The sequence below is a fragment of the Streptomyces sp. RG80 genome, from assembly GCF_040446465.1.
Classification (GTDB): Bacteria; Actinomycetota; Actinomycetes; order Streptomycetales; family Streptomycetaceae; genus Streptomyces.
In genome coordinates this window covers 347,951-368,135 of the sequence record NZ_JBEAAJ010000005.1, presented here as the reverse complement: position 1 = coordinate 368,135, position 20,185 = coordinate 347,951, and the positions used below count along the sequence as shown (strand labels likewise).

The following is a 20,185-nucleotide window of genomic DNA, read 5'->3' as shown; positions in this document are numbered from 1 at the left end:
CGGGCGTCTGGATCATGACGTGAGCGTCGGGGGAGGATATCCGTATGAGTGTTCGCCCCCTGCCCACGAGCACCCCGTCCGCCGAAGGCGTCGACGCGACCGGTGTCCACGCCCTCCTCGACGCCCTCGAAGCCGCCCCGGACATCGAGCCGCACAGCCTGATGGTCCTGCGCCACGGCAAGGTCGTGGCGTCCGGCTGGTGGGCGCCGTACACCGCCGACCGCCTCCACCTGCTGTACTCGCTGAGCAAGAGCTTCGCCGCGACCGCCGCCGGTCTCGCCGCGGCGGAGGGCCTGCTCCGCCTCGACGACCCGGTGATCTCGTACTTCCCGGAGTTCGAGGCCGACATCACCGACCCGCGCAGCCGCGCCATGCTCGTGCGGCACGTGGCGTCCATGGCCAGCGGACATGTGGCCGAGACCCACGACCGGGCGCTGGCGGCCGACCGCGAGGAGCTCGTGCGCGGCTTCCTGTTGCTGCCGCCGGAGCGCGACCCCGGCACGTTCTTCGCCTACAACCAGCCCACCACCTACACCCTCGCCGCGATCGTCCAGCGGGTCACCGGCCAGTCCCTCACCGACTATCTGCGCCCGCGCCTCCTCGACCCCCTCGGTATCGGCGACGTCGCCTGGCTGCGCGACCGGGCCGGACGCGAGCTGGGCTTCAGCGGACTGCACGCCACCACCGACGCGATCGCCCGCCTCGGGCAGCTGTATCTCCAGCGCGGCGTCTGGGAGGGGGAGCGGCTGCTGTCCGAGGCATGGGTCGCCGAGGCGACGCGGTCGCACATCGTCAACCAGGACGACGGGTGGTCGGCCGACTGGCGCCACGGATACGGCTTCCAGTTCTGGATGTCGCGGCACGGCTACCGCGGAGACGGCGCGTACGGGCAGTACTGCCTGGTGCTGCCCGAGCAGGACGCGGTGGTCGCGATCACCGGGGCCACCGACGAGATGCAGAAGGTGCTGGAGCTGGTGTGGCGGCATCTGCTGCCGGCCTTCGGCACCGACCCGCTGCCCGGACGCGGGGAGGCGGACGCCGCACTGGCCGAGCGGCTGAACCGGCTCGCGCTGCCACCGACCGGAGGAAAGCCGGCGCCGCCGGAGCGGGCCGTCGTCTTCACGCCGTACGAGGGTGGCTGCGCGGGTCTGCCCAAGCTGACCGCGGTGGAGGTCGACGCGGACGGCCGGCGGGTCACCCTCGTCGAGGACGGGCAGCGGCTGGAGCTCGGGTGCGGCGCACCCGGCTGGACCGTCACCGAGGGTCCGGTGCCCGCCGCCGTGAGCGGGGGCTGGACCGACGAGGACACCCTGGTGCTGGACGTGGCGCTGCTGGAGACACCGCACCACGTCGACCTGACGTGCTCGCTCACGGACCGGACGTTCACCGCGAAGTGGCGCACGCAGCCGCTGCACAGCTCCCGGATCGGGGCGATGCGCGCGCCGCGCGACTCAGTCTGACGGGATGCGGAAGGTTCGCAGGATCGTGTCCAGGGCCTGCTGGTTGGCGCTGTCCTCCCAGTCACCGGCGGGGGTCGTCCAGCGCAGCGAGAAACCGTCGCCCGAGCCGATGAGGAAGCCGCGGCCCAGGGTGCGCAGCCGGGTGCCGTCGACGGTGGCGACCCACTCCAGGTCGGCGGCCTCGCGGCCCTGGTAGGTCCTCGCGCGGATCTCCCCGATCCGCTGGTACGAGCCCCCCGCCCGCTTCAGCGCCGGCTCGACCTCGTCCCGCCACACGGCGACCGGGTCGTCGCCCACGCGTGTGCTGAAGGTGACCGCGAGCGTGCGCGGGTCGCCCTTCGCGCCCAGGACGACCCGGTACGCCAGGTCGTCCTGCGTCCTCGTGCTCAGCGCCTCCCAGCCCTCGGGGAGGCTGACGGAGAAGCCCTGCGGCGCCGTGTAGTGCTCGAACTGCGGTTGTTGGGCCGACGGCGGGGCGCTCGTGGGCGTGGGAGTCGGGGTCGGGCTCGGCGTCCGGGTCGGAGTCGGCGTCGGGGTGGGCGCCTGGCTGGGCGCCTGGCTCGGCGGTGCGGCGGGGGCGGAGGCCGTGGCGGACGGCCTGGGCGTGGTCGTGTCGGTCGCGGAGTCGTCCGAACCACCCGGCATCTCGCGGGCCACGGCGACGACCGCCACCGCCACGGTGACGACGGCCAGCGCGGTGCCCACGGCCATGGTGCGCCTGCTCCAGCCGGGCCTGCCCAGGGCGAGGCCGCGCAGCCCGGGCGAGGGGACCGCCGCCAGGGGCGCGCCGGGGTCCTCGGAGACGACACGGGTGAGCGCCTCGCGCACCGCATGGCGGTTCAGCCGCTCCCGGGAGTTCTTGCGCAGCAGTCCCTGCACGGTCTGGGTCAGCGGCCCGGCCCGTACCGGGCTCCGCAGCGGCAGCCGGTCCACGCCCTTCAGCGTGGTCTCCGGACTGTCCCGGTCCCGGAACGGCGGACGGCCCTCGACCATCGTGTACAGCATCGCGCCGAGCGCCCACAGGTCCGCCGCCGGCCCGATGCGCTCGTCACGAGCCTGTTCGGGGGAGGCGTACGACGGTGCGCTGACCCGGGGCGCGAGCGTGGCGCCGGTCAGGCCGAAGCCGGTGACCACGATGGGCCCCTTGTCCCGCACGAACACCTGACCGGGACTGAGCTCGCCGTGGGTGATGCCCTCGCCGTGCCCGGCCTCCAGCACATCGAGCAGTTCGAGTCCGATGCGGGCCGCCCGCACGTAGTTGAACGTGCCCTCCCTTTCCAGGACTTCGCCCAGGGGGGTGCCCTCGATCCACTCGGTGACGGTCCACAGGGTGCCGTACTCCTCGACGGCGTCCACGACCGAGGCGACCCGGCCGGGGCAGAGCCGTCCCATGGTCTCGGACATCCGGATGACCCGGGCGATCGCACGGCGCGAACTCTCCCCGTCCGGATCCGGTGGCAGCCCGATCTGGGTGAGCAGACACGGGCGCCCGGCCTCGACGTCCTCCCCGTACCAGCAGACGCGGTTCGTCTCGCGATGCAGGACCTCCAGCAGCCGGTACCTTCCGGCCACCAACTCGTGTGTGGAGACGTGCGCCTTGACCATGGTCATCCCTCGCCGAACCCTGGCTCTCACCTTTCACACTGGTACGGGAGGCGTGACCGGGTGCGTTCAGCGGAAAGCCAGGTGCTTTTCCTGACGAGCTGTCATCGGAAGGGAATTGACGAACGGTCAGAGCAGTTCGAAACGTTCTGCCCAGGTTTTGACATCTCCGGTCGTCGCGTTGCCCCCGCACACCACCAGTCCCAGCCGGGCACCCTCACCGACCCGTTCCAGCACCCGCCGGGCCGCGGGCAGGAGGCAGCCGGCGGCGGGCTCGGCCCACACCTTGGCGTGGTCGGCGAGCTGGAGCGAACCCTCGACCGCCTCCCGGTCGGTGACCACCAGGACCTCGTCGACCAGGGCCACGACATGGTCGTACGTCAGCTGCGACACGGACGGCGCGCTCAGCGTGGACACGATCGAGGACAGCGTGACCGGCACCGGTCCGCCCGCGGCCAGCGCCTCGGACATGGCCGTGGCGCCCTCGGTCTCCACGCCCCAGATCCGCACCCCCGGACGCCGGGCCCGCAACGCCGCCGCGACCCCGGCGATCAGTCCGCCGCCCCCGATGCTGACGAGCACGTCGGTGAGCTCACCGGCGTCCTCGGCGAACTCCAGCCCCACGGTCCCCTGGCCGGCGATCACGAGCGGATCGTCGAAGGGGTGGACCAGCGTCAGCCCTTCGTCCCGCAACTCGGTCACCAGCGAGAACGCGCGGCTCATGTCGTCGGTGACACGCACGGACGCACCGGCGTCCTCCGCGATCCGTACCGCGTGGGCGGGCGCCGAGCGCGGCATGACCACGGTGGCCTTCACATCGAGTGCCGCGGCCATCATGGCGAGGGCGATGCCGTGGTTGCCGCCGCTCACCGCCACGACCCCGGCGGCCCGCTCGGCCTCGGTCAGCGAGAGCAGCTTCGCCGTCGCCCCGCGGGCCTTGAACGACCCTGTGCGCTGGAGCAGTTCGAGCTTGGCGGTGACCGGAGCGCCGAGCAGGGCGGACAGGCCGGGGCTCGGCACGGTCGGGGTGCGGACGACGTGGGCGGCGATCCGCTCGGCCGCGGCTTCGATGTCGGTGATCCCGATCAAGACAGTTCACCCTTCCGGCACGGACGATCCGCACCGCTTCGAACCCTTACGCGCCAGGTGGGCGCCGTCAACACGGATTCGGCGCCCACCCCGCCCGCCGCCCCGGGCCAGGTCAGTGCTGCTGCGGTTTCTGCGGAGTCGCCTCGCTCGGTCGTACGACGACGTAGCCCTCGCCCTGGAGCATCAGCTGTACCGCCTCGCCCGAGCCGCCGCGCAGCATCGACCCGATGGACTGCGAACGGTGCAGTGAGGTCTGGAGGCCTGCGGTCCAGCCCACGATCGCGTCCGTGTCGACGTACACGGGGTACTGCTGCCCGACCGGGATCACCAGCGGATTGCCCTCGCAGACCAGCCCCAGCCTGCCGCTGCCGGTGAAGACACTGTTGAACAGGCCGCCGCCGGAGATGCCCGCGCCCTTCACCGTCGCGATCCGGTACGACAGCGAGGCGTCGAAACACAGGACGTTGCGGCCGTTGACGGTGAACTCGTCGCCCGGGTCGACGTCGACGACGAAGCAGTTCTGCGCCTCCTGCGCGAACCAGGCCTCGCCCTGCCCGCGCACCGTCATCAGCGGCAGCCCCTCGCCGGTGACCGCGCGCTTCAGCATGCCGCCCACGCCCTGGCCCTTGCGCTCGAACTGGAGATTGCCGCGATAGGCGATCATCGCGCCCTGCCGGGCGAACATCTCGCCGTTCACCGCGTACTTGATGCACTTCGCGTTCTCGACCGACATACCCGGCGCCGCGGCCGGCTGGACCATGTGCTCACTGGAAAAGAGGTCACCCTTCATGGGGGCATGGTGGCCCGGAGGTTCTCGTTCCGCCATGGGGCCCCGCGGCGTGTCGGTCAGGCGCCGAAGAGCTGGGTCCAGTACGTGCCCGCCGAACCGCCGCCCGCGAAGCCGATCCCGATGTGGGTGAAGGCTGGCTTGAGGATGTTGGCGCGGTGTCCGGGGCTGTTCATCCAGCCCTCCACGACCTCGGCGGGAGAGCGCTGACCGCAGGCGATGTTCTCGCCGATCGAGCGCCGCCCCGATCCCGCGGCGGCCGCCCGGTCCCAGGGCTGGCTGCCGTCGGGCGAGGTGTGGGAGTAGAAGGCACGGGCGATCATGTCGGCACTGTGGGCCTGCGCGGCGGTGGCGAGGATCGGGTCGACGGTCAGGGGAGACAGGCCGTGCCGGGTGCGTTCCCGGTTGGTCAGGTCCACCACCTCCTGCGCCGTGCGGCTCAGGTCCGTCGGGGTGAAGGGCCTCGCCCACAGGGCGGTCCAGTAGGTGTCGCCGGTGCGGCCGCCGGAGGCCCGGGCCAGACCGGCGTGGGTGAAGGCCGGGTCGTGCAGGGTCTGGCGGGGCTGTGCGGTGCGCAGGCAGTAGTCCACGAACTCGGCGGGGGTGCGCGGGCCGGAGACCAGGTGTTCGCCGACGGTGATGTAGGCGTAGCCGGTGGCGGTGAGGCGCTGGTAGACGGAGACGCCGTCCCCGCCCTCGACTCCGAGGCGGCCTGTCGTGGCCATCGCGGAGGCGTGGGCCTGCGCGGCGGAGACCAGTCGGGCGTCGAGGGAGACGGGCGGGACACCGGCGGCGGCGCGCGCGGAGTTGACCAGACGGAGGAAGCCGTCGGCGTCGGGGGAAGGGCGCGGTGGTGCGAGGGGTGCCGGGGGCGTGGGTCGGGATCCGGCGGATATCGGGTGTGGGGTGCGTGCTCCGGAGGATGGCGGGGGTGCGGACCGGGCTCCGGTGGATGCCGGGGGTGCGGGCCTGGCACCGGTGGATGCCACAGGTGTGGGCCGGGCTCCGGGCGATGTCGGGGGAGTGCGCGGGGCGAAAAGGCGGGACGGGGGCTTCGGCGGGGAGGTCGGGGTCGGTTCGTCGGCGACGTCCACTCCGAAGTCCCGGGCCAGTCCCGCCAGTCCGTCCGCGTACCCCTGGCCGAGGGCGCGCAGCTTCCAGCCTGTGCCGCGCCGGTAGATCTCCGCGAGCAGCAGGACCGTCTCCTGCCGTGGGCGTGGCGGGGCGAACCGGGCGAGCGCGCGGCCGTCCGGGCCGGTGAGGTGGAGGGTGGGGGCGGGCAGCCGGCCCAGGGCGGTGCCGGGGTCGGCGGGGCTGACGGCGACCGTGATCCGGGTGGCGCCGGCGCGCAGTCGGGCCGGTTCGACGGTCAGGGTGTCGCCGGACAGCCGGGCGCCCGGGGCGGCGGGCTGGTTGTAGAACACGAAGTCGCCGTCGCCCCGGACCCTGCCGCTGTCGTCGGTGATGAGCGCGGACAGATCGAACGGTCCGGGCACCCGCACGGACACGGCACCGGCCGGAAGGGGCAGATTGCCCCCGGGGACCAACTCGGTCATCGCGCCGTCCTGGTGTCGTCGTACGGAACCCACTGGGATCGCCCGGAGACGGCACCCGGTGAGGTTGTCCGAAGAACGTCCGTCCGCGCACCGGGGTTCCCGAGAGGTCAGTCCAGCGCGACCCCGGGAGCGACGTCCTCGTACCGCTCGACCCGCGCGGACCCGCGCACCGCCGCCGTCCGCTTGCCGCAGAACGCCGACTCCAGGGTGCCCATCATGGTGTTGAGTACCGTCCCGTTGTTGGACGTGTTGGCGAGCGCGCTGAGGCTGCGTTTGCCGTCCTTCGAGGTGAACGCGTACGTGTAGTAGCCCTGGACGGCGCCCGTGTGCCCGTACACCGAGACCCCGCAGGACAGGGTGCGGCGGCGCAGGCCGAGGCCGTACGCCGTGGTGCTGTTGACCTTCCACCACCGGCGCATCTGGTCCAGGCTCTTGGCGGAGGTGAGCTTCCCGCCGAGCAGGGCGGACAGGAAGGTGTTCAGGTCGCCGGTGGTGGAGAGGAGCGCGCCCGCGCTCTGTGCCCAGGAGGTCGTCTGCCGGGTGGCGTCGATCAGCGCCGCGCCCGCCACGTCGGGCGTCATGTAACCGCGGGTGTGGCGTCCGGGGATCTTGGTGCCGGGGTGGACGTAGAGGGTGTCGGTCAGCTTGAGGGGCTCGATGATGCGGCTCTGGTAGGCCGTCCCCACGGACTGGCCGGTGAGCTTCTCGATGAGCAGGCCGGCGACCACGAAGTTGGTGTTGGAGTAGGAGTAGGCGGCGCCGGGGCTGTTGGTGCGGGCGTGCCGCAGGGAGCGGTTCACCAGCTGGCGGTAGGTGAAGACCTTGGTGCGGACGGCCTCGAAGCCCTGGACCGACCTGGCGAACATGTCGTTGGTGTAGTCGTACAGTCCGCTGCGGTGGCTCAGGACGTGGCGCACGGTGATGCGGTCGTCGGGCAGCAGGCCCGGCAGATAGCGGTTGACCGGCGCGTCGAGCTTCAGTTTCTTCTCGTCGACCAGTTGCAGCAGGACCACTGCGGAGAAGGTCTTGGTGACGCTGCCGATACGGAACCGGTCGAGGGTGCTGATGGTCCGTCGGCTCTTGCGGTCGGCGAGGCCCGTGACGACCCGGTGGACGGTGCCGCGGTCGTCGATGCGGGCCATCGCGCCGGGCGCGCCCTGCCGTACGGCGGTGCGCAGTACGCCGCGCAGCCCGGTGAGGTCGGGGTCGGGCAGGGCCGCCGCGCCGGACGGGACCGTGTCGGTGCCGGCGGTCGTGGCGTGGGCCGGGACCGCGAGCAGGGACAGCAGGAGCGCCCCCGAGACCGTCGCTCTGCGCAGCGTTGCTGATGTCATCCGAGTGTTCTCCCGTTTCTCCTCGATGCGAGATCGATCACACGTACGCCGGGCAACCTCCTCGCACTCCGTCACATCTCCACAGCCGACGCACAGTTGGTGACTCGTCGCTCACTGAGCGCTGCGGATTCGCAAAGTATTGCCATGAAGTGCTGGAAAAGCGACTATTCCGGCTTTACATGGACATGACTCATCCGTAAGGGTTTGTTCCCGAGGCCCGACCAGCCTCCATGGCGCTCAACCGCGCCATGCACCAGGGCGGTTGGTGATCCCGGCCGCCTTCGCGCGAAGGAACCCTCAATAGTGCGTAGACCCCATATACGCAGCCTGGCCGTCGCCGTCGCGGTGACGACGGCCGCCACGGGGCTCGCGGGCACGGCTTTCGCCGACCCGTCCACGGGGACGTCGGCGAAGCCGTCCGCCGTCACCGCCGCGTCCGTCGTCGACGCGGCCCGCACCGCCGCGTTCGCCCACGCCGAGGCGACGGGCGTCGTCCAGGGCGACGAACTCCAGGCCCAGGACGTCATGGTCGACCCGGAGGGTGCCCGGCATGTTCGGTTCGTCCGGGCCCACCGCGGCATGCCGGTGCTCGGCGGCGACCTCGTCGTCCACCTCACCCGGCAGCTGGCCTACACCGGAGTCACCCGCGCGGCCGACCACGCCGTCCAGCCCAAGGCCGCCAAGGCCCGACTGACGGCACAGCAGGCCGAGGAGCGTGCCGCCGTCGCGGCCAAGGGCGACGCGGGCCCGGCGGAGCTCGTCGTCGACGCCCGCGCCGGCGCCGCGGCCCTCGCCTACCAGGTGCGGGTCAGCGACAGCGCCACCGCCGAGGCCGGCGGCTCCAGCACGGTCGTCGTCGACGCTCTCACCGGCAAGGTGCGCAGCAACACGCCGGACAACGACGAGTTCCTGTCGCCGCAGCTCATCGACACCCTGCGCGAGCGGGGCGAGAAGCTGGACCCGGCCACCGGCACCGCCCCGCGCACGGACGCCCTCGCGGCGACCGCCTCGGGCACCGGCAACTCCCTCTTCGCCGGCAAGGTCACGCTGACCACCACCAAGACCGGCAGCCGCAGCTACGTCCTGAAGGACCCCAACCGCTGGGGCACCGAGACCCGGGACGCCAAGGGCCAGGAGCTGGAGAACTTCGCGCGCGGCAAGAAGTTCACCAGCACCACCAACAAGTGGGGCAACGGCACCACCTCCAGCCGTGTCAGCGCCGCCGTCGACGCCCAGTACGGCATCACCAAGACCCTGGACTTCTACAAGAAGACCTTCGGTCGCAAGGGCATCGCCAACAACTCCAAGGGCGCCAAGGCGATGGTCCACTTCGGCAACAAGGTGGCCAACGCGTTCTGGGACCCGGCCTGCGGCTGCATGCTGTACGGCGACGGTGACGGCGACATGTTCAAGAAGCCGCTCGTCGTCCTCGACGTCACCGGCCACGAGCTCACCCACGGTGTCGTGGACGCGACCGCCCGTCTGGAGCCCACCCGGGTGGACGCCGACGGCAACCAGTACGGCGAGGCCGGCTCGCTCAACGAGTCCCTGGCGGACATCTTCGGCTCGAACGTCGAGTTCAGCGCCAACAACCCGAAGAACCCGCCGAACTACCTCCTGGGCGAGAAGCTCGGCCTGGACCAGAAGTTCCTGCGCCGCCTCGACAAGCCCTCCCTCGACGTGCTCGAGGGCGCCATCGACTACTGGTCGCCGGCGGTCTACGACGCCGAGGTGCACGCCGGTTCGGGCGTGTCCTCGCACGCGTACTACCTGCTCGCCGAGGGCAGCGGCCGCAAGAAGATCGGCAGCGTCACCTACGACTCGCCGACCGTCGACGGTCTGCCCGCCAAGGGCATCGGACGCACCAAGGCCACGGCGATCTACTACCGCGCCCTGACCCGCTACATGGTCTCCTCCACCGACTTCCACGACGCCCGTACGGCGACCCTGAAGGCGGCGAAGGACCTCTACGGCGCGAACAGCGCCGAGTACAAGGCGGTGAACCGGTCCTGGGCCGCCGTCAACGTCACCGCGGCCAACACCCCGGCCGCCAGGCACTGACGGCACACCCCGCTGTCACGCCCACTGTCTCTCCACCTCGTCGGACACACCGAACTCGGCGTCGCAGGAGGGGCAGTGGGCCCTGCCGAAGACATACGTGAGCGCGAGCGCCACCTCCGCCCGGCCCGCCGCCACGGCCTCCCGGTGCAGTCGGGCGCCGATCCCCTCGAACCGCTCCGGTGCCGTGGGCACGAGCCGCGCCCTGCCCTCCTCGTCCTCCGCGCCCGGGCCGGTCACGTAGTCGCCCGCCACGGTGAAGTGGCCGTAGGAGCCGAAGGCGACGAAGAGGCCGTCCTCGCACGCGGGGCACTCCAGCTCGTACTCCTCGTTGAGTACTCCCTCCAGGGCCGAAGCCCATACTCCGCCGTCCTCCAGGGCCAGGACGGCCATCTGGAGATACACGAAGTCGCCCGTCTCCAGACCCCCTGCGGCGAACAGCGCGCGTGCGACGCCGAGCAACTCCTCGATCTCGTGGGCGTAGTGCTCGCGGCGTGAGGCGTCCGCGTCCGTCGTGATCAGCCCGGCCATCAGCACCGCCTGGAGCGGCTCACCGGGCGCCCGGCCCAGCGCGATGTCCGCGAGGACCGGCATCGCCGCCCAGCTCGCCTCGTACACCGACCCCTGATGACACAGCGCGGACCACAGGTCGTTCCACACCTTGTCGTCCTCGGGGCCGCCGAGCCGCGCGAAGAGTCCGGGGATGTCCTCCGCGCTGCCGTAGGCGTGCGTCAGCTCGGCCCAGTTGATCGTCGTCATGAGGTGATTGTGCCGCCCGGCACTGACAGCCCGGTCACAGACGAATCCTGCTTCTTTTATTGACGACGGAAAAGAACCCCTCTAAGTTCCCGGCCATGCGCCCGACTCCTCGCGCCGAGACGACGTTCCCCGTCAACACCCCCGCGGCCTCGCAGGTGTTCACCACGGTTCTGTCCCAAGGCCCGCTCGCCCGGCTGGAAGTGGCCCGGCGTGCCGGGCTGTCCCCGGCCGCCGTCACCAAGGCGGTCCGGCCCCTCATCGAGGCCGGATACCTGGTGGAGGGCGCCGACGACGAGGCCCGCCCGGCGCTCGGACGGCCCGCCAACCTCGTGCGGGTCGACGGCGGACGGGCGCTGTTCATCGGCGTCAAGGTGACCGGCGACGAGATCATCGCCGTCCTCACCGACCTGTGCTGCCGCATCCGCGTCGCCCGCCGGGTGCCGCTGCCCGACCGCGCGCCCAAGGCCGTCCTCGCGTCCATCGCCGACCTGGTCCAGGACCTGTCGACCGAGGCGGCCGACGTCCCGGTGCTGGGTCTGGGCATCGCCGTCTCCGGTGACGTGGACCGGACCGAGGGCGCCGTCCGCTACTCGCCGTTCCTCGACTGGCACGACGTGCCGCTCGCCGAACTCGCCGCCATGACCACCGGGTTGCCCGTCACCGTCGACAACGACGTGCGCGCCCTGACCGTCGCCGAGCAGTGGTTCGGCGCCGGCGCGGGCCTGTCCGACTTCGCCGTGGTGACCGTCGGCGCGGGCATCGGCTGCGGCCTGGTGGTGCACGGCCGGGCGGTCGCCGGAGCGCACGGCGTGGCCGGCGAGATCGGCCATGTGACCGTCGACCCCGACGGCCCGCTGTGCCACTGCGGCAACCGCGGCTGTGTGGAGGCGATCGCCGGAGAGGCCGCGATCGTCCGCCGGATCGAAGAGATCACCGGCGTCGAACTCGCCGACGCAGCCGAGGCGTTGACCCTCGCCCGGCGAGGCGTCGCCGGGGCGCGCGAGGTGTACGCCCGGGCCGGCGAGGCGATCGGCCGGGGGATCGCCACCGTCGCCAACCTCCTCGGCCCCGAACGCGTGATCATCTCCGGCGAGGGCCTCGCCGCCTACGACCTGTTCGCCGAACAGATCCGCGACGCCTTCGTCGCGGCCGCCTTCGGCTCCGCCGCCCAGTGCGACGTCCAGACCCGCCCGCTGCCCTTCGAGGAGTGGGCCCGCGGGGCCGCGGCCACCGCGATCCAGTCCTTCATACGAGCCGACATCTGACCCCCGACCCGGGAGGTACGACCCATGCGGTCATCCCCGTACTCCGTCATGCCCGCACGCACCGCCAGAGCCCTCGTGGTGCTGGCCCTCGCCGCCGGCGCCGTCACCGCCGCCCCGGCGGCGAGGGCCGAGACCACCGCTCCCGCCCTCGCCGCCAAGCCCTACATGGGCTGGTCCAGTTGGAGCATGCAGTCCTCCAAGTACCCCGGCCTCAACCCGGACGGCGACTACAGCTACCTCACCGAGGCCAACGTCCTGAAGCAGGCCGGCGCCATGGCCGCCAAGCTGAAGCGCTACGGCTACGAGTATGTCAACATCGACGCCGGCTGGTGGATGGACAAGGCCTGGAAGTCCGGGTTCGACCAGTACGGCCGCCAGAAGCCCGACCCCTCCCGCTTCCCGCGCGGCATGAAGGCCGTCGCCGACGACCTCCACGCAAAGGGCCTCAAGGCGGGCATCTATCTCCCGGCCGGCCTGGAGAAGGGCGCGTACGGCGACGGGAAGACGCCCGTCTGGAACGCCGAGGGCTGCACCACCGCCGACATCGTCTACGACGACCTGCGCACCACCAACGGCTGGGACAGCGCCTACAAGCTCGACTTCGCCAAGCCGTGCACGGCCAAGTACATAGACTCACAAGCTCGGTTGATCGCCGACTGGGGCTACGACTTCCTCAAGCTCGACGGCGTCGGCCCCGGTTCCGGCAAGAGCGGCGACCAGTACGACAACGTTGCCGACGTGGCCGCCTGGCACCGGGCGATCGCGGAGACCGGCCGCCCGATCCACCTCGAACTCTCCTGGTCCCTGGACATCGGCCGCGCCGCCGACTGGAAGAAGTACTCCCAGGGCTGGCGCCTCGACACCGACGTCGAGTGCTACTGCAACACCCTCGTCAGCTGGGAGAACTCCGTCGACGACCGCTGGGACGACACCCCGGCCTGGACCCGGCACGCGGGGCCCGGCGGCTGGAACGACCTGGACTCCCTCGACGTCGGCAACGGGCAGATGGACGGCCTCACCAAGGCCGAACGGCAGAGCTACGCCACCCTGTGGGCCATCGCCAAGTCCCCCCTCTACACCGGCGACGACCTCACCCGCCTCGACTCCTACGGCCTGTCCCTGCTGACCAACCGCGAGGTCATCGCACTCAACCAGGGCCCCAACCCGCCCGCGCACCCGGTCACCCCCTCCGACCCGCAGCAGGTCTGGGCCGCGAAGAACCCCGACGGGACGTACACCGTCGCCCTGTTCAACCTCGCCGACAGCCCCGCCGCCGTCACCGCCGACTGGACCACCCTCGGCTTCACCGGCAAGGCCGCGGTCCGCGACCTCTGGAACCACGAGAACCTCGGCACCTACAAGAACCGCATCACCCAGGCCCTGCCCGCCCACGGCTCCCGCCTGTTCACGGTCACCCCGCACGGAACGGCCGTGAAGTGGGCCGGCATCGAGGCCGAGTCCCCGGCCAACACCCTCGGCGGCAACGCCTCCGTCGCCGACTGCTCCGCGTGCTCCGACGGAAAGAAGGTCGGCAACTTGTACCTCGGCGGCAAGCTCACCTTCAACGACGTCATCGTCGCCAAGGCCGGCACCTACCAGATCAAGGTCTCCTACATCAGCGGCGACGCCCGCTCGGTGGACGTCTCCGCGAACGGCGGCGGCGCCACCCGCCACAAGCTCCCCGCCACCGGCGACTGGGGGACGGTCTCGAGCGTCCACATCCCCGTCACGCTCAAGGCGGGCGCCAACACGATCACCTTCGACAGCGGCACCGGCTACGCGCCGGACATCGACCGGATCGACATCCCCCAGTCGTCCTGAGCGAGCCCCCCAGGAGCCGTCATGCACATCGAACCGTCCAGACGTGGCGTCCTCGCCCTCACCGCCGCGGCCGGCGCCCTCACCCTGCTGCCCGCGTCCCAGGCGGCGGCCGCCTCCAGGAGTGACGAACTCTGGTGGCAGGCCCCCGCCGACGAGCACTCCATGATCGAACAGGGCCTGCCCGTCGGCAACGGCCGCCTCGGCGCCCTCGCGAGCAACGACCCCGGCCGTGAACTCCTTCTCCTCACCGACGCCACGATGTGGACCGGCGGCCGCAACGACACCCTCGACACCGACGGCCAGTTCCCCTACGGCCGCCAGGACTTCGGCTCGTTCACCCTGCTCGCCCGGCTCACCGTCGACATCCCCGACCACGACCTGTCCGCCGTGTCCGGCTACCGCCGCAGCCTGGACCTGGCCCAGGGAGTCGTGGGGGCGTCCTATGTCCGCTCCGGGGTGACCTACCGACGGCAGGTCTTCGCCAGCCACCCCGACGACGTGATCGTCCTGCACTTCACCCAGAGCGGCGGCGGCCGCTACACCGGCACCGTCACCCTGGACGGCATGCACGGCGAGGACCCCGCGGTCTCCTTCGGGGCCGCCCTCTCCAACGGCCTGCGCTACGGCGCCGCCGTCACCGCCCACGGCACCGGGGGCCGCGTCCGGGTCGACGGGCAGCACATCACCTTCGCCGGGTGCAAGGACCTCACCGTGATCGTGAGCGGCGGCACCGACTACGCGCCCGACCCCTCGGCGGGATTCCGCGATCCCTCCCTCGACCCCGAGAGACAGGCCCGCACCAGGGTCCGGGCGGCGGCCCGTCAGTCACCGAGCTCCCTGCTGCGCACCCATGTCGCCGACCACCGCGCCCTGTTCGGAAACCTCGGAGTCTCCCTCGGCACCTCCACCGACGAGCAGCGCTCCCTCGACACCTGGGAACGGCTCCGGGCCCGCGCCAGGGACGGCGTGCCCGACCCCGAGCTCGAGGCCCAGTACCTCCAGTTCGGCCGCTATCTGATGATCGCCGGCTCGCGCGGCAGCCTGCCGCTCAACCTCCAGGGGCTCTGGCTCGACGGCAACGATCCGGACTGGATGGGCGACTACCACACCGACATCAACATCCAGATGAACTACTGGATGGCCGACCGGGCCGGCCTCGCGCCCTGCTTCGACGCGTTCACCGACTACTGCGTCGCCCAGCTGCCGTCGTGGACCGACCTCACCCGCCGGCTGTTCAACGACCCCCGCAACCGCTACCGCAACTCCACGGGCAAGAACGCCGGGTGGACGGTCGCCATCTCCACCAACCCCTTCGGCGGAGGCGGCTGGTGGTGGCACCCTGCGGGCAACGCCTGGCTGTGCAACTCCCTGTGGGAACACTACGAGTTCACCGCCGACCGCGCCCACCTGGCGAAGATCTACCCCCTGTTGAAGGGCGCCTGCGAGTTCTGGGAGTCCCGGCTGCTCACCACCACCCTCCCCGGCAGCTCCGAGGAGGTGCTCGTCGCGGACAGCGACTGGTCGCCCGAGCACGGCCCGCTCGACGCCAAGGGCATCACCTACGCCCAGGAGCTGGTGCGGGATCTGTTCGGCAACTACTGCGTCGCGGCGGCGGAGTTGAAGAAGGACCCCGGCTTCGCCGCCACGATCTCCGGTCTCCGCAAGCGGCTGTACCTGCCGCGGGTCAGCCCCACCACCGGCTGGCTGGAGGAGTGGATGTCCCCCGACAACCTCGGCGAGACCACCCACCGCCACCTCTCCCCGCTCGTCGGCCTCTTCCCCGGCGACCGCATCCGCCCCGACGGCTCCACCCCGGCCGCCCTGGTGGCGGGCGCCACCGCCCTGCTCACCGCGCGGGGCATGGAGAGCTTCGGCTGGGCGAACGCCTGGCGCGGCCTGTGCTGGGCGCGGCTGAAGAACGCCGAGAACGCCTACCGGTCGGTCGTCAACAACCTCCGCCCGTCGAGCGGCGGCGGCAACGGCACCGCCTTCAACCTCTTCGACATCTACGAGGTGGAGCGCGGCCGGGGCATCTTCCAGATCGACGCCAACTTCGGCACCCCGGCCGCGATGATCGAGATGCTGCTCTACTCGCGCCCGGGCCACCTCGAACTGCTCCCCGCCCTCCCGGACGCCTGGGCCGCGTCCGGTTCCCTCACCGGGGCCGGTGCCCGCGGCGGCTTCGTCGTCGATCTACGGTGGAGGGATGGGAAACCGACCGAGGCACGCATCCGCAGCATCGGCGGCCGCACCACGACGGTCCAGTACGCCGGGAAGTCCCGGACCGTGTCGATGAAACCGGGCGCCACCGTCACACTGACGGACTTCGCCCGGTGACGGGCCGTATCGCCCGCGGCTGCCGTCTGCTCGCCGTCACCCTCGTGGCCGCCGTCCTGCAAGCCACCCCGGCATCGGCCGCGACCGTCCCACCCGACGGAGTGGTCACCTGGGGCGCGAGCGCCGACCGTATCGGCGAGGCCGTCGCCGACCGCGGCTACCGGATGGTCGTGCACACCAGCGTCGGCGGCCGGGACGCGCGGATCCGGCTCTCCAACGCCTTCGGGGACCGCCCGGTGACCTTCGACAGCGTCTACGCCGGGATCCGACGGGAGGGCGCCGCGCTGGTCCCCGGCAGCAACCGGCGCCTCTCCTTCGACGACGAGAGCTCCATCACCGTCCCGGCCGGCGCCGTCGTGTACAGCGACCCGCTGCCCGGGAGACTCCCCGCCGGCAGCGACCTGGTCGTCAGCGTGCACACCCCGGACGCGGCGGGCCCGCTCACCGGCCACTGGATGGCCATGCAGACCTCGTACGCCACCCGGGGCGACCACACCGCCGAGGAGGGCGGCACGCACTGGACCGAGACCATCGGGTCGTGGTTCTACCTGGACGCGGTGTCGGTACGCGCCGACGCCGGGGCCGTGGTCGCGCTCGGCGACTCCATCACCGACGGCTGGCAGTCCACGACCGACCTCAACCGCCGCTGGCCCGACTACCTGGCCCGCCGGCTCCAGAAGTCGCGCGGCCTGGTCAAGGGCGTCGCCAACGAGGGGATCTCCGGCAACCAGGTGCTGGCCGACGGCCCCGGACAGAGCGCCCTGAACCGGCTGGACCGCGATGTGCTCTCCCAGCCGGGCGTGCGCACCGTGTTCCTCTTCGAGGGCGTCAACGACATCAAGGCCCACACCGGCGTCACCGCCCAGGACCTGATCGACGGCTACCGGGAGATCGTCGGCCGGGCGCACGCGGCCGGCAAGTGCGTGGTCGGGGCCACCGTCGGGCCCTTCAAGGGCTGGTCGGAATGGGACCCGGCCGCCGAGGCCGTACGCCGGGAGGTGAACGCCTTCATCAGGGACAGCGGGGAGTTCGACGCGGTCACCGACTTCGACCGGATCCTACGCAGCCCCTACGACCACGAGCGCATGCTCCCCGCCCTCGACGGCGGCGACCACATCCACCCCAACGACAAGGGGATGCAGGCCATGGCCGACGCCGTCGACCTGCCGAGCCTCGACTGTGCGGACCGCTGATCACTCCGGGGCGATCAGGCCTTCCCGGTAGGCGACGGCCACCGCCTCGGTACGGCTCGCGGCGCCCAGCTTGGCGAGGATGTTCGACACGTGCACGCTGGCCGTCTTGCCGCTGATGAACAGCTCCTCGCCGATCTGCCGGTTGCTGCGCCCGAGGGCCAGCAGCCGCAGAACGTCCTGCTCGCGGGCGGTGAGCGGCGAGGCGCCGGTCGCGGTCGCCGGGGAGGCCGCGAGACGGCCCCGGCGTATCAACTGGTCCGCCTGGTCCAGCAGGAGCGTCGCCCCCAGTCGTACGGCCGTCTCCCGGGCGGCGGTCGCCTCGGCCGCCGCCTCCTCGCGCCGGTCGGCCGCCACCAGCGCCTCGGCGAACCGGAGTCGGCAGCGGGCGAGTTCATAGGGATCGCCGAAGCCGAACGCGGCGACCGCCTTCTCCCAGGCCGCCGCGTCCGGCCCGGACACCGCCCGCGCCCACTCCGCCTCGGCACGCGCCAGCCACGCCTGACCCTCCGGCCCCTGCGGAGTGCCGTCCTCACCGCGCGCGGCCGCGTGCCGGGCCAGTTCCACCAGCTGGTCGGCCGTGGCCGACCAGCGTCCCGCGCCGGCCTCGTCGCCGGTCAGGCGCAGCCCGGAGGCCGTGTCGGCGACCGCGGACAGCGCGCGGGCGGCGAGCCGGACCGTCACGTCGGGACGGGTGCCCGCGTCGTCGGTGAGGGCCTTGACCGTCGACCGCAGCTGCTCCACCGCGGTCTCGGCGTCACCGTGCAGTGCCGCCGCCTCGGTCAGCGAGATGCCCGCGACGAGCGTGGCCATCCAGTCGAAGGGCCCCTGGAGCAGAGCGCGGGCCCGGTCGGCGGCCGTGAGGTCACCGCGGGCGAGGGCGACATAGAGCGCGGGCCCGGCCGCGTACCCGCTCAGCGCGGGCAGTTCCGCGTCGCCGGCCGCCGCCCGCAGGCACTCGTCCCAGCGGCCCAGGGTGTAGAGCACCACGAGCTGGAGGTGGCGCATCGCGCGGGGGTAGGCCGCGGACAGCAGCCCGGCCCGGCGGGCCCGGTCCAGGCCCTCGGCCAGCCAGGGCAGGGCCGCCTCCAGATCGCCGGCCTCGTAGGAGCCGATGGCGAGGTTGAACAGCGCGCGCATCTCCACGGACGCGTTGCCCGCGGCGTGGGCCAGCTCCCTGGCCTCGGTGATCCGGCCACGGCCCTCCGACGTGCCGCGGCCCCCGCTTTCGAGGGCGGCCAGCGAAATGATCAGGTCCGCCCGGGCGTCCTTCGCCTCCAACTGCTCGGCGACGCGCAGGGCTTCGCGGGCCACCCGCAGCGCGATCTCGTTCTCGCCGACGTGACGGGCCGCGGTGACATGGGTGGCCGCCGCCCACACCCAGGTCCGTGACGGCGGATCGGCCGGGATCAGGGCGAGCGCCTCGCTGCTGTACTGGAACGCCGCGGTCAGGTTGTCGACGTCGATCAGGTTCCCGGCGAGGGTGTAGCGGACCCGGGCGGCGAGTTCGGAGTCGGCGTCCTGGTCGATGCCGGCCAGCGCGGCACGGGTGAGGGAGACCGCGCGGTGCGCCTCACCGGCGTGCGCGGCCGCGGCCGAGGCGCGCAGGGTGAGCGTCACCCGGTCGTCGGAGGGACGTGCGGCCGGGTCGACGGCCGACCACATGTCCAGGGCCGCCTCGAGATGCCGTAGCTCCTCGGCGGGTGCCCCGATCCGCTGGGCATGGTCGGCGGCCTCCAGCGAGGCGGCCAGCGCCTCGGCGAGATCATGGCTCTCGCGGTAGTGGTGGGCACGCTCGGCGGCCGTTTCGGCCCGGTGTCCGCGCCCGGCCAGCAGCCGGGCGAACGCGCCGTGCAGCCGCGCCCGTTCACCGGGCAGCAGGTCGGCGTAGACGGCCTCCCGGGCCAGGGCGTGCCGGAAGGAGTACGTGTCCCTGTCCCCGGGCACGAGCAGCTGCCGCCCGACGGCCTCACGCAGTGCCGTCTCCAGGTCGTCCTCCGGCAGCCCTACGGCGTCCCGCAGCAGGTCGTGCTCGACGCGCCGCCCCGCCACGGCGGCGGTCCGCAGCACCTGCTGGGCGGTGTCCGAGAGTTGCTCGAACCGGATCAGCAGCACATCCGCCAGCCCGCTGGGCACCCCGCCGGCCTCGGTGTCCGTGGCCGCGACCAGTTCCTCGGCGTAGAAGGCGTTGCCCTCGGCCCGTTCGACGATCCGCCGGACCGTGGCCTCCGGCAACGGCCGCTCCCGCAGCCCCTGCACGAGCCGTGTCACCTCGGCGTCGGCCAGCGGCCGCAGCTCAAGCCGTTCGACGGCGGGCAGGCGCACCAGCTCGGCCAGCAACGGGCGCAGCGGATGACGCCGGTGCAGATCGTCGGCCCGGTACGACGCGAACAACGCCAGCCGATGCGTGGGCGCCCCGCCCGCCGGCCGTTGCAGAACGCCCCGGCTGAGCAGGAACCGCAGCAGATCCCGGGAGGACTGGTCGGCCCAGTGCAGATCCTCCAGCACCAGCAACAGGGGTGCGACGTCGGCGAGATCGGCCAGCAGCCCCGCCATCCCCTCGAACAGCTGAAGCCGCCCGCCGTCGCCTCCGCCGCCCAACAGCCGTTCGGCCACCGGATGTCCGGTGAGCACCGGGGCGAAGCGTTCGTCGGAGGCGAGCAGGCCGAGGATCTCCGTGAACGGCAGATAGGGCAGACCCACGTCACCGAGGTCGACACAGTGCCCCGTGAGCACGGTCATCCCGGCCAGAGCGGCCCGCCCCGCGGCCTCGTCCAGCATCCGTGTCTTGCCCACGCCGGCGTCCCCGGCGATCAGGACGGCACGGGCCTCACCGCCCCGGGCACGCTCGAGCACACCGGCGAGTCGGGCGAGTTCGTCGTTCCGCCCGACGAGAGGGGAGGAGAAGGAGGTCACAGGCACACGCA

13 protein-coding genes are annotated in these 20,185 nt (G+C 72.1%); 6 read left to right on the top strand and 7 right to left on the bottom strand.

From position 1 onward, the window contains the following. The first annotated feature begins 44 nt into the window (after nt 1–44). Nucleotides 45–1,460, top strand: a complete 1,416-nt coding sequence (locus ABKA17_RS19370) for a serine hydrolase domain-containing protein (RefSeq protein WP_353693345.1) — start codon at nt 45–47, stop codon at nt 1,458–1,460. Here the strand turns inward: ABKA17_RS19370 and ABKA17_RS19365 are convergent. The 5 genes from ABKA17_RS19365 to ABKA17_RS19345 all read right to left on the bottom strand — a co-directional run bounded on the left by ABKA17_RS19365 (nt 1,452) and on the right by ABKA17_RS19345 (nt 7,828). Next, nucleotides 1,452–3,065 (bottom strand): serine/threonine protein kinase, encoded by a 1,614-nt coding sequence (locus ABKA17_RS19365; RefSeq protein ID WP_502994315.1) that lies wholly within the window; start codon nt 3,063–3,065, stop codon nt 1,452–1,454. The two genes, ABKA17_RS19370 and ABKA17_RS19365, sit on opposite strands and share 9 nt — an antisense overlap. Before the next feature lie 126 nt (nt 3,066–3,191). Beyond that, complete coding sequence (locus ABKA17_RS19360) at nt 3,192–4,151, bottom strand: threonine/serine dehydratase family protein (RefSeq protein WP_353693343.1); 960 nt, start codon at nt 4,149–4,151, stop codon at nt 3,192–3,194. A gap of 112 nt (nt 4,152–4,263) precedes the next feature. Continuing rightward, nucleotides 4,264–4,941 (bottom strand): AIM24 family protein, encoded by a 678-nt coding sequence (locus ABKA17_RS19355; protein WP_353693342.1) that lies wholly within the window; start codon nt 4,939–4,941, stop codon nt 4,264–4,266. A gap of 56 nt (nt 4,942–4,997) precedes the next feature. After that, complete coding sequence (locus ABKA17_RS19350) at nt 4,998–6,494, bottom strand: CAP domain-containing protein (RefSeq protein WP_353693341.1); 1,497 nt, start codon at nt 6,492–6,494, stop codon at nt 4,998–5,000. A 107-nt stretch (nt 6,495–6,601) separates the two neighbouring features. Then, nucleotides 6,602–7,828 carry a serine hydrolase domain-containing protein gene (locus tag ABKA17_RS19345; protein WP_353693340.1) on the bottom strand — a complete coding sequence of 409 codons (1,227 nt, stop codon included), beginning with the start codon at nt 7,826–7,828 and terminating at the stop codon, nt 6,602–6,604. A 303-nt stretch (nt 7,829–8,131) separates the two neighbouring features. Between ABKA17_RS19345 and ABKA17_RS19340 the strand changes: the two genes are divergently transcribed. After that, a complete protein-coding gene (locus tag ABKA17_RS19340; protein WP_353693339.1) occupies nt 8,132–9,889 on the top strand; it encodes a M4 family metallopeptidase in 1,758 nt (585 codons plus the stop codon). A 15-nt stretch (nt 9,890–9,904) separates the two neighbouring features. On the opposite strand, the gene ABKA17_RS19335 is transcribed toward ABKA17_RS19340, so the two are convergent. After that, nucleotides 9,905–10,645: a hypothetical protein gene (locus ABKA17_RS19335; RefSeq protein WP_353693338.1), complete on the bottom strand. Its 741-nt coding sequence runs from the start codon at nt 10,643–10,645 to the stop codon at nt 9,905–9,907. Between the two features lie 95 nt (nt 10,646–10,740). Here ABKA17_RS19335 and ABKA17_RS19330 point away from each other — a divergent pair, with 95 nt between their 5' ends. The 4 genes from ABKA17_RS19330 to ABKA17_RS19315 are packed head-to-tail and all read left to right on the top strand — an operon-like array spanning nt 10,741 to nt 17,261. After that, nucleotides 10,741–11,910, top strand: a complete 1,170-nt coding sequence (locus ABKA17_RS19330; RefSeq protein WP_353693337.1) for an ROK family protein — start codon at nt 10,741–10,743, stop codon at nt 11,908–11,910. Between the two features lie 24 nt (nt 11,911–11,934). Then, entirely contained in the window at nt 11,935–13,731 is a 1,797-nt protein-coding gene (locus ABKA17_RS19325) for an alpha-galactosidase D (RefSeq protein WP_353693336.1), read from the top strand. Nucleotides 13,732–13,752: 21 nt separating this feature from the next. Further along, nucleotides 13,753–16,068 (top strand): glycosyl hydrolase family 95 catalytic domain-containing protein, encoded by a 2,316-nt coding sequence (locus ABKA17_RS19320; RefSeq protein ID WP_353693335.1) that lies wholly within the window; start codon nt 13,753–13,755, stop codon nt 16,066–16,068. Then, nucleotides 16,065–17,261, top strand: a complete 1,197-nt coding sequence (locus ABKA17_RS19315) for an SGNH/GDSL hydrolase family protein (RefSeq protein ID WP_353693334.1) — start codon at nt 16,065–16,067, stop codon at nt 17,259–17,261. Before ABKA17_RS19320 ends, ABKA17_RS19315 begins: the two co-directional genes overlap by 4 nt. Here ABKA17_RS19315 and ABKA17_RS19310 read toward each other — a convergent pair whose 3' ends face one another. Beyond that, nucleotides 17,262–20,180 carry a helix-turn-helix transcriptional regulator gene (locus tag ABKA17_RS19310; protein ID WP_353693333.1) on the bottom strand — a complete coding sequence of 973 codons (2,919 nt, stop codon included), beginning with the start codon at nt 20,178–20,180 and terminating at the stop codon, nt 17,262–17,264. Nucleotides 20,181–20,185: the final 5 nt, after the last annotated feature.

What these genes read in the sequence shown, in the direction of transcription:
- ABKA17_RS19370 (WP_353693345.1), top strand. Translation starts at nt 45, where the DNA reads ATGAGTGTTCGCCCCCTGCCCACGAGCACCCCGTCCGCCGAAGGCGTC.
- ABKA17_RS19365 (WP_502994315.1), bottom strand. Translation starts at nt 3,065, where the DNA reads ATGGTCAAGGCGCACGTCTCCACACACGAGTTGGTGGCCGGAAGGTAC.
- ABKA17_RS19355 (WP_353693342.1), bottom strand. Translation starts at nt 4,941, where the DNA reads ATGAAGGGTGACCTCTTTTCCAGTGAGCACATGGTCCAGCCGGCCGCG.
- ABKA17_RS19350 (WP_353693341.1), bottom strand. Translation starts at nt 6,494, where the DNA reads ATGACCGAGTTGGTCCCCGGGGGCAATCTGCCCCTTCCGGCCGGTGCC.
- ABKA17_RS19345 (WP_353693340.1), bottom strand. Translation starts at nt 7,828, where the DNA reads ATGACATCAGCAACGCTGCGCAGAGCGACGGTCTCGGGGGCGCTCCTG.
- ABKA17_RS19335 (WP_353693338.1), bottom strand. Translation starts at nt 10,645, where the DNA reads ATGACGACGATCAACTGGGCCGAGCTGACGCACGCCTACGGCAGCGCG.
- ABKA17_RS19330 (WP_353693337.1), top strand. Translation starts at nt 10,741, where the DNA reads ATGCGCCCGACTCCTCGCGCCGAGACGACGTTCCCCGTCAACACCCCC.
- ABKA17_RS19325 (WP_353693336.1), top strand. Translation starts at nt 11,935, where the DNA reads ATGCGGTCATCCCCGTACTCCGTCATGCCCGCACGCACCGCCAGAGCC.
- ABKA17_RS19320 (WP_353693335.1), top strand. Translation starts at nt 13,753, where the DNA reads ATGCACATCGAACCGTCCAGACGTGGCGTCCTCGCCCTCACCGCCGCG.